This window comes from Acidisoma silvae (assembly GCF_020618775.1).
Taxonomy (GTDB): Bacteria; Pseudomonadota; Alphaproteobacteria; order Acetobacterales; family Acetobacteraceae; genus Acidisoma; species Acidisoma silvae.
The window spans coordinates 39,619-47,947 of record NZ_JAESVB010000024.1; the positions used below are offsets into that span (position 1 = coordinate 39,619).

An 8,329-nucleotide genomic window follows, 5' to 3' on the forward strand; every position below is an offset into this window, starting at 1 on the left:
TTGTCAATGAGAATAATATTGACGCAAGATACAGACGCTAGACGCGATATTTCGAATATAGTTAAATATATCAAATTCAATTACAGTACATTCAACGCGCTTCTAAAACATTAAGAGCATAATATTTAGTTTTAACGTGAATGCCGCCGTCTTTCGGCAGGCCTTTTCAAATCTAAAAAGGGTCGGCGATGAAACCTTCCGCGCGTGATCTCATGAATGTCGATCGCATGGCGGCTCAGATGGATGCCCGTGGCGTCGATGCCGTTGTCGCCCGCGCAGGGATCAATCTGGCCTATCTGGCGGGCTTCGCTTTCCCGGGAACCCTTGCCCGCCATGTCGATCTCGTCGACTCACCGCGCGCGGTCTATCTTGTCTGGCCGCGAACCGGTGAGCCTAGGATTATTGCGAACACCATCGCTGCCCCTCTCGCCCAACGGGACTCATGGATCGAGGCCTTCGATCTTTATGAAGGCTATCGAGAGAAGCCGGTCGAGGCCTTGATTAAGACCCTGACTGCGATGGGTCTGCGCAGCGCCACTGTTGCTTTCGAGACCGAGTATACCAATGCCGCGGACTGGGAGAGCCTGCGCACACAACTGCCGCGTATGCAGATGGTCGACTCATCAGAGCTTATGGAGCAGGTGCGTGCAATCAAGACCCCGGCCGAGATTGCGCGCTTACGCGAAGGGGCGCGCGTGCTCGACCACGCTTTCCTGAAGCATTTTGCGACCGCGCGGCCCGGCATGCGAGAGCGGGACCTTCATGGTGCCATCGTGGCGGAATGCATCGCGGGCGGCTCAGAATTCACCCATGGCATTCTGAATTCATCGCGCAATACCCTGCCTTATGGCGGCGAGAGCGATTTTGTGTTTCAGGCCGGTGATGCCATCCGGACCGATTACGTGGCTTACTTCAAAGGCTATCCGGGCCATCAGTCGCGCTGCGCCGTCATTGGTCAGCCGACTCCTGAGCAGACCCGCGACTATCACGTGATCCGCGACATCTATCGCGCGGTGAATGAGCAGCTGTTGCCGGGACGTACCGCCGGAGAGATTTATCAGTTTGCCAAGGATCAGTTTGCGGCGGCGGGCACGTCCTATTCCAGCATCATAGCGGGCCACAGTGTCGGTTGTTGGTGGCATCAGCAGGAACCTGTTATCGCGCGCGGCAATCCGAGACGTCTGGAGAGTGGCATGGTGATTGCCATGGAACCCTTCGTGAACCACTGGCATATACAGGACATGTTGTTGATCACGGATCACGGGCCGGAACTGCTATCTCCTGACTTCAATACGGATGAGATCTTCGCCTGCGGCTGATCAACCGTCCAACCCCATTACCAAATAAACCGCTTCTTAGCCCCAGGGAGAGACATCGCCATGAATGATCTTTGTGACTTCAGCCTTCCGCGCCGCCGCTTGCTCAAGGCAGCGGGTGTATCACTGGCGGCGTCAGGCCTGTTTGCCGGCGGCAGCCGATCGGCGCGAGCGGAGACGACATGGAAAGCTGTACAAAAGCGCGGCGTGCTGAATATCGCGACAGAGATGCAATTCGCGCCATGGGACATGATCGCGGATGGCAAATATGCCGGCGCGAACCGCGAACTGATTGACGCCGTTGGGGCAAAGTTGAAAATCAAAGTGACGTATAATGATATTCCCTGGGATGGCATTCTGCCGGGCGTCGAAGCCGGGCGCTTTGATCTTTGCATCGCACCGGTGATGGCAACGAAGGAGCGTCTCACGCACTACGCCTTTACCAACCCGATCGGCGCGGCAACCGCCGCACTCGTGAAAAAGGCCAATGACACAAGCATCAAGACGGCGCGCGATATCTCTGGTAAGATCGTCGGCGTGCAGAAAGGGTCTCATGTGGTCATGGATCTCCAGTCTTTTTCGGCAACACTCCCGAAGCCGGTCGAAATCCACGAATATCTAGATAACAGTCAGGCCTATGCCGATCTTGCATCGGGCCGGTTGGATGCCGTGGCCAATTCCTCACCCAGCCTCGCCTACCTCGCGCAGAAACGCCCGGAGACCTTTGCCCTGGTCTCGCCGCCGTTCGGGAAACCCACTTACCTGTGCTGGGTTGCACGGCATGACGATACGGCCTTGATTGAGGCCATTAACGGAGCGCTGCATGCGATCACCGAAGATGGTCAGATCGCCGCGATCCAGAAAAAATGGTTTGGTGTCGTGACCCCGCTGCCGCAGTCACTTCCCACGCCCGTTATCTGAGCATGTAGCATTCTAAGACAACAGGGAAGACCTTCAGGCCGCACATGCAGTTTGGCGTTATAATCGATGCATTTCCCTATCTGCTGCAGGCATCGATCGCGACGATCGGTTATACGGCTAGCGGCATCGTTGTAGGTGCCGCGTTGGCGATTGTCGTTTGCGCCGCCCGCTTCGCAAATTCCATCCTATTTCAGCGTGCGGCGCTCGCCTATGTCAGCTTCTGCCGTGGCGTGCCGCTTCTTGTCATGCTGATGCTGATTTTCTATCTGCTGCCGCTCATCGGAATCCTTGTGCCTGCATCCGTGAGCGCCGTGCTTGCACTGGGGCTTTGCACCAGTGGCTATCTGGCAGAGATGCTGCGCGGTTCGCTTACGGCCATTCCACGAGGACAGGCCGAGGCAGCGCAGGCCTTCGGGATGACCGGAATCGACACCTGGCGGCGCGTTCTGCTTCCGCAAGCCATCCGAACATGCTTGCCGCAGGTCATTGGTGAATTCATCGCGCTCATGAAAGCCTCTTCCCTGATTTCTGTCATCGGCATATCGGAACTAACGCGGGTGAGCATGAATATCGCGGCCGATACCTACCGGCCGCTGGAAGCCTATATCGGCGCGGGCATTTTCTATCTTGCGATCAATCTCTGCCTTGCTGGTTTGGGAACTCTGGCTGAGCGACATTTCAGCCGGGGCATCATCGCATGAACATGCTCCAGACCCTGTGGCATTATGCGCCGCTTTTATTGAGCGGTGCTGGCGTCACCTTATGGACCTGGCTGCTTGGTTCAGTGCTCGGGCTCGCGATTGGCGCGAGCGTAGCTTTGCTGCGGCGTTTGCCTGTCCGCCCGTTGCAATGGGTCTTGCGCATTTATATCGAGATCATCCGCGGCACACCGTTTCTGCTGCAACTGTTTCTGCTTTATTCCGGTGGGCCTTCCATTGGCATTCGTCTGTCTGCTTTGACAGCTGGTGTCGTCTGTTTGGGCGTTCATGCTGGGGCCTATTTTGCCGAAGTATTCCGCGCAGGGTTTGAGGGGCTGCCCAAGGGTCAGATCGAAGCAGCGTCCAGCTTTGGCATGACATCTTTCCAGATTCTCTATCGTATCAGCCTGCCAACCATGCTGGTTGCGATCTTCCCTTCCATCGTCTCGATACTGATCAGCTTGTCCAAAGAGACGGTGATACTTTCCATTATCACGGTGCCAAATCTCATGTACCAGGTCCAAAGCATGACGGTTGAAACCTATTCCGCATTCTCCGGCATCGCCGCTTTGGCCGTCTTCTACTGGGTTTTCGTGGAATGCGTCGCCCGGTTCAGTGCCTTGATCGAATATCGGCTCACTCTTTTCGCGCGCCGTGACAGCGCCGAGGTACGTGCATGAACAAGGTTCCGAAAATAGCAATCCGCGATGTATGTAAACGCTTCGGAACACTGACCGTACTAGATGGCGTCAGCTTGGACGTTCATCAGTCCGAAGTGGTCTGTTTGATCGGTGCCAGTGGTTCGGGCAAAAGCACGCTCTTGCGCTGCATCAATTTTCTTGAAGCCTATGATGCCGGGGAAATTCGCATCGACGGTCACCTCATGGGGTATGTCGATGCTGCGCAAAAGCAAAGACGGCCGATGTCCGATCGCATGCTGCGGCAGGCGCGGCGCGATATTGGATTTGTCTTCCAGCAGTTCAATCTCTGGCCGCATATGTCCGTCATTCAGAATGTGATGGAACCATTATTGCGGGTGAGGGGATTGTCGGCCGAGGTCGCCGTCAAACGCGGGGAGGTCGCGCTTGATAGGGTGGGTCTTACAGACAAACGGAATAGCTATCCATTACGACTGTCCGGCGGCCAGCAACAACGCGTGGCAATCGCGCGGGCGCTCGCGATGGAGCCGAGCCTCATGCTGTTCGATGAGCCGACCTCTTCACTGGATCCGGAATTGGTCGGCGAAGTCTTGCAGGTGATGAAAGGGCTTGCCGCTGAGGGCATGACAATGGTGGTCGTAACCCATGAAATGGGATTTGCGGCTCACGTTGCGGATCGTGTCGCCTTTCTGGATCGCGGCCGGATTATTGACGTTGGTCCATCGCAGCAGGTGCTTCATGAAAGCAAGGAAGCCCGCGTGCAACAGTTCCTGCAAACCTATCATGATCGGACAAATTTTTAGGCTGAGCACAGTTGCTTTTGGCCAATGGTCCTTTGGTTCACAGATGACAACGGCAAAGCACTCGTACACCGGGTTATCGGTGGTCTCTCAGAAGCAATCGTCCGGCGTCCACACCCGCCTACGGTCAATTTGCGCCCAGGCCGCGCATGGAGATTGAAGGTGGCAAACTTGTCTATATTGGCGCCGGAGCGATTGCCAATATCTACCACCGTTCTTGCCAGCTAAGAGCCCGGAACCGCCAGAACGCATTCACCAGTCATATGAAGTGCGGCTTGGCTATGATCCCAAGGGTCGATGATGCAACCGATCAGCGGTGGATCATGCTGCATCATCAAGTGAAACCCCCTCGTCATGACATTGGGGCCGTCTGAGCTTTGGTGACGACGAGTAAGATCGGCCCGGGCTCGATGAACCGAACGGCATGTCTGACGGGAACGTCTTACATCCTCGGTTCCCTTGGATAAGCGCTTAGGGAGACAGGCGAGTGTCTGCCTATCGCCTGTTTTCATGTCATGCAAAGCCCGCAACGGCGTGCGGAACATAGGGCGCTTCAAGCGCCTCCACTTCCGCATAAGTCAATTCGAGATCAACGGCCGCTACGGCATCCGCCAGATGATGCGGCTTGGTGGCGCCCACGATCGGCGACGTTATCGCCGACTTGCCCAGCAGCCAAGCGAGCGCGACCTGCGCGCGGGGAACCCCCCGGCTCTCAGCGATTGTGCGTACGGCGTCCACAACGCGACGGTCTGCATCGCCCGCCTTGGCGTAAAGCGATTTGCCAAACTCGTCTGTCTCGGAACGCGCGCTGGCTTCGTCCCAATCCCGCGTCAGACGTCCGCGCGCGAGCGGGCTCCAGGGAATGACGCCGATATGTTCCTGTTTGCAGAGCGGCAGCATTTCACGCTCCTCCTCACGGTAGAGGAGATTCAGGTAGTTCTGCATGGTGACGAATTTTGTCCAGCCGTGGCGCTCGGCGATGGCAAGTGCCTGCGCGAATTGCCAAGCATACATAGATGAGGCACCGATATAGCGCGCCTTTCCAGCCTTCACGATGTCGTGCAAGGCTTCAAGCGTTTCTTCAATCGGTGTCGTGTAATCCCAACGATGGATCTGATAAAGGTCGATATAATCGGTGCCCAGGCGGCGTAGGCTTGCGTCGACCTCACTCATGATGGCGCGGCGGGAGAGGCCGCCACCGTTCGGCCCGGGTCGCATGCGGCCATGCACCTTCGTCGCGATGACGACCTCATCTCGTGTCGCGAAGTCTTTAAAAGCACGCCCAACTATTTCCTCGCTGGTTCCGTCTGAATAGACATTCGCGGTGTCGAAGAAGTTGATGCCCGCTTCCAAGGCCTGGCGTATGAAGGGACGGCTTTCTTCTTCGGGTAAGGTCCAAGGATGGTTGCCGCGTTCGGGAATACCGTAACTCATGCAGCCAAGGCAAATTCGGGAAACATCGAGGCCAGTGCCACCCAGTTTCGTGTATTTCATATGCGGCTTTTCCTGTGATGAGAGAATGTGGCGGCCAACCCATGAGTTGACCGCGATGCGCGGGCAAGCCTTGTTAAGCCTTGGGAAAATCCGCCGCCAAGGCAGTGTCTTTCTCGCCTTGGATTTCATCCAGCCGAGCCTTGAGTTGCTTCGTGACGTTCTCAAAGCCAATGGCGCCGAGCACGAGATGGCGCGGCGGATTGGCTTGCTGAGTCAGGCGAATCATAATGTCGCTCGCACGGCCCGGGTCACCGGCCTGGGTGCCGCTGATATCCTTTATGCCGCTCATCCGCTCGCCTGCGGTCTTTGCATAGTCAGTGATTTTGGTGATGGTCTGACGCAGCGAGCGCCCCGCCCAATCGGTGCGAAAAGGTCCAGGCTCGACGCAGGTGACGTGAATCCCCAGCGGCTTTACTTCGGCCAGAAGAGAGTCGGACCAGCCTTCGATCGCGTGTTTGGAGGCCGCGTAATAGCCGGAGCCGGGGAACCCCATAAGGCCTGCGACTGAGGTGACATTAATGATATGGCCGCTGTGCTGCGCGCGCATCATGGGCAGAACTGCACGGGTCAAGGCAAATAGCCCGAAGACATTTGTGTCGAACTGAGCGCGTATTTCCGCGTCATCACCCTCTTCGACGGAGCTTTGATAGCCGTAGCCGGCATTGTTCACCAAGACGTCAATGCGGCCGAATTGAGACTTTGCGCGGGAGATCACGGTATCAATATCGGCCGCTTTCGTGATGTCGAGCGCCAGCGCGAGCACAAATGATTTGTCATAACCAGCCGAGATAAGGTCGGCAATCTGATCCGTGTTGCGCGCCGTGACGATGACGCGCCATCCCTTTTTGATAACCCGTAACGCCAATTCCCGGCCGAAACCGGTTGAGCAACCGGTGATAAGCCAAACTGGGCTTTGTGCTTCTGCCATGAGACATCTCCGTTTCTTTGGAGGGAAGGGGCACAGGAACGTCCCCAAGCCTGCCGGAACCAATCTATCGCTTACTCGTCTATTATATTAGTAGGGCAATCATGCATGCGTTTATGGTAAAATATCATAAATTGGAATTGTGGTCATGACCCGCGAGGATCTGGGGGATATTCTTAACCTAGTCGCGATTGTGGAGGCTGGCAGCTTTACCAAGGCTGCGGCCAAGCTCGGCGTCTCTCAGTCCACGCTCAGCCACAGCATGCGCAGGCTGGAGCAGCGTCTGGGCATTCTGCTTCTGTCGCGAACGACGCGCAGCGTGGCGCCAACACCCGCCGGCGAGCGGCTCATGGAGATCGTGCGCCCCGCCTTCACGGACATCGCGGCGCGGTTGGCAGATGTGCGGGCATCGCGGGAAAAGCCGGCCGGGACCATCCGGATTACCGCTTCGGAACATGCAGCTCATACGCTGCTGCTACCCGCGATTGCGCCCTTCGTCGCTGAATATCCCGATATCAACGTGGAACTGGTCATCGATTCCCAACTGACGGATATCGTTGCCGAGCGCTTCGACGCCGGTGTCAGACTTGGCGAGTTGCTGGCGAAGGACATGATCGCCATTAAAATCGGTCCCGCGCTCAAGATGGCGGCAATTGCTTCGCCCACCTATTTCGAACAACATTCCATACCGCTATCGCCGCGCGAATTGGCTGGGCAATCCTGTATCAATCTGCGCATGAGCGCCGGGTCACTCTATGCCTGGGAATTCTCGAAGGCCGGGCAGCGGCTTCGGGTGCGAGTGGGTGGTAATATCGTGCTCAATCGCGTACCGTTGATCTTGAACGCGGCACTGGAAGGCTGCGGCATTGCCTTTGTGTTTGAGGATCAGGTGCAGGCCCATCTTCAAGACGGCAGCCTGATTCGGATTTTGGAAGACTGGTGCGAGCCATTCGACGGCTACCATCTCTACTATCCCAACCAGGGCCAGCCGTCCTTGGCATTTTCGCTCTTCGTCGATGCACTTAGACAGTCGGGCGAAGAGAAGGCTGTCGACATTACCTGGTGATTACACTGCTGTCGCCCGCCAGTAAATCTAGCGTTCTTAATAATTTGCAAGTAATTGAAATTGCTGTTTTCAAAAACTGTGCCATTTTGGAGTGACGAGCCAAACCGTAAGCGGCGCAAGCGCGAAGGCTCTCAAAGTGACCCGATACCAAGTCTTGAGCAATCCAACCGACAACCATGGGATTGATTGAGGCGCGCAAGCCCTTAACCGTCATCATCCCTCCCTGGCTGTCAATATTCCTTAAAAGGCTTTTCCTCAAAGTGTGGGGTCATTCTCATTCCGTGCGCAAAAGAGGCCGTCGTTTCGCGCGCAAGGCGGTGAGAGGCTTTTAATAAAACCTTATTTGCATGTTGCGTACAGCAATCGGACGAACTTGCCAGCTCTGACTCCGAATTGTTCAATCGCCACGCGTTGCAGAGCTCCGATACCCTGTTGCAGTGCCCACCGTTT

Annotated in this window: 10 protein-coding genes; 6 read left to right on the forward strand and 4 right to left on the reverse strand. The window is 56.3% G+C overall.

The window, feature by feature from the left end:
* Positions 1-188 precede the first annotated feature (188 nt).
* From ASILVAE211_RS23410 to ASILVAE211_RS23430, 5 genes are read left to right on the forward strand one after another with little or no spacing between them, the layout of a single operon-like run.
* Entirely contained in the window at positions 189-1,319 is a 1,131-nt protein-coding gene (locus tag ASILVAE211_RS23410) for a M24 family metallopeptidase (protein WP_227323783.1), read from the forward strand.
* Between the two features lie 60 nt (positions 1,320-1,379).
* Complete coding sequence (locus ASILVAE211_RS23415) at positions 1,380-2,237, forward strand: transporter substrate-binding domain-containing protein (protein ID WP_227323784.1); 858 nt, start codon at positions 1,380-1,382, stop codon at positions 2,235-2,237.
* 44 nt (positions 2,238-2,281) lie between these two features.
* Positions 2,282-2,938, forward strand: a complete 657-nt coding sequence (locus ASILVAE211_RS23420) for an amino acid ABC transporter permease (protein ID WP_227323785.1) — start codon at positions 2,282-2,284, stop codon at positions 2,936-2,938.
* Complete coding sequence (locus ASILVAE211_RS23425) at positions 2,935-3,615, forward strand: amino acid ABC transporter permease (protein ID WP_227323786.1); 681 nt, start codon at positions 2,935-2,937, stop codon at positions 3,613-3,615. The genes ASILVAE211_RS23420 and ASILVAE211_RS23425 overlap by 4 nt, the downstream gene beginning before the upstream one ends.
* Positions 3,612-4,397, forward strand: coding sequence for an amino acid ABC transporter ATP-binding protein (locus tag ASILVAE211_RS23430; protein WP_227323787.1), 786 nt, complete (start codon positions 3,612-3,614; stop codon positions 4,395-4,397). The genes ASILVAE211_RS23425 and ASILVAE211_RS23430 overlap by 4 nt, the downstream gene beginning before the upstream one ends.
* Positions 4,398-4,907: 510 nt before the next feature.
* On the opposite strand, the gene ASILVAE211_RS23435 is transcribed toward ASILVAE211_RS23430, so the two are convergent.
* On the reverse strand, positions 4,908-5,888 hold the full coding sequence (locus ASILVAE211_RS23435; protein ID WP_227323795.1) for an aldo/keto reductase: 981 nt from the start codon (positions 5,886-5,888) through the stop codon (positions 4,908-4,910).
* Positions 5,889-5,961: 73 nt separating this feature from the next.
* Entirely contained in the window at positions 5,962-6,816 is an 855-nt protein-coding gene (locus ASILVAE211_RS23440; protein ID WP_227323788.1) for an oxidoreductase, read from the reverse strand.
* A 145-nt stretch (positions 6,817-6,961) separates the two neighbouring features.
* On the opposite strand from ASILVAE211_RS23440, the gene ASILVAE211_RS23445 reads away from it, so the two are divergent.
* Positions 6,962-7,879 (forward strand): LysR family transcriptional regulator, encoded by a 918-nt coding sequence (locus ASILVAE211_RS23445; protein WP_227323789.1) that lies wholly within the window; start codon positions 6,962-6,964, stop codon positions 7,877-7,879.
* Here ASILVAE211_RS23445 and ASILVAE211_RS23450 read toward each other — a convergent pair.
* Together ASILVAE211_RS23450 and ASILVAE211_RS23455 are read right to left on the reverse strand one after the other, a co-directional pair.
* Positions 7,869-8,093 carry a hypothetical protein gene (locus ASILVAE211_RS23450; RefSeq protein WP_227323790.1) on the reverse strand — a complete coding sequence of 75 codons (225 nt, stop codon included), beginning with the start codon at positions 8,091-8,093 and terminating at the stop codon, positions 7,869-7,871. The two genes, ASILVAE211_RS23445 and ASILVAE211_RS23450, sit on opposite strands and share 11 nt — an antisense overlap.
* Before the next feature lie 16 nt (positions 8,094-8,109).
* On the reverse strand, positions 8,110-8,329 hold a 220-nt coding region (locus ASILVAE211_RS23455), incomplete at its 5' end, for a hypothetical protein (RefSeq protein ID WP_227323791.1).

Coding starts and splice junctions, on each gene's coding strand:
- ASILVAE211_RS23415 (WP_227323784.1), top strand. CDS start 1,380: ATGAATGATCTTTGTGACTTCAGCCTTCCGCGCCGCCGCTTGCTCAAG.
- ASILVAE211_RS23435 (WP_227323795.1), bottom strand. CDS start 5,888: ATGAAATACACGAAACTGGGTGGCACTGGCCTCGATGTTTCCCGAATT.
- ASILVAE211_RS23420 (WP_227323785.1), top strand. CDS start 2,282: ATGCAGTTTGGCGTTATAATCGATGCATTTCCCTATCTGCTGCAGGCA.
- ASILVAE211_RS23445 (WP_227323789.1), top strand. CDS start 6,962: ATGACCCGCGAGGATCTGGGGGATATTCTTAACCTAGTCGCGATTGTG.
- ASILVAE211_RS23425 (WP_227323786.1), top strand. CDS start 2,935: ATGAACATGCTCCAGACCCTGTGGCATTATGCGCCGCTTTTATTGAGC.
- ASILVAE211_RS23440 (WP_227323788.1), bottom strand. CDS start 6,816: ATGGCAGAAGCACAAAGCCCAGTTTGGCTTATCACCGGTTGCTCAACC.
- ASILVAE211_RS23410 (WP_227323783.1), top strand. CDS start 189: ATGAAACCTTCCGCGCGTGATCTCATGAATGTCGATCGCATGGCGGCT.
- ASILVAE211_RS23450 (WP_227323790.1), bottom strand. CDS start 8,093: ATGACGGTTAAGGGCTTGCGCGCCTCAATCAATCCCATGGTTGTCGGT.
- ASILVAE211_RS23430 (WP_227323787.1), top strand. CDS start 3,612: ATGAACAAGGTTCCGAAAATAGCAATCCGCGATGTATGTAAACGCTTC.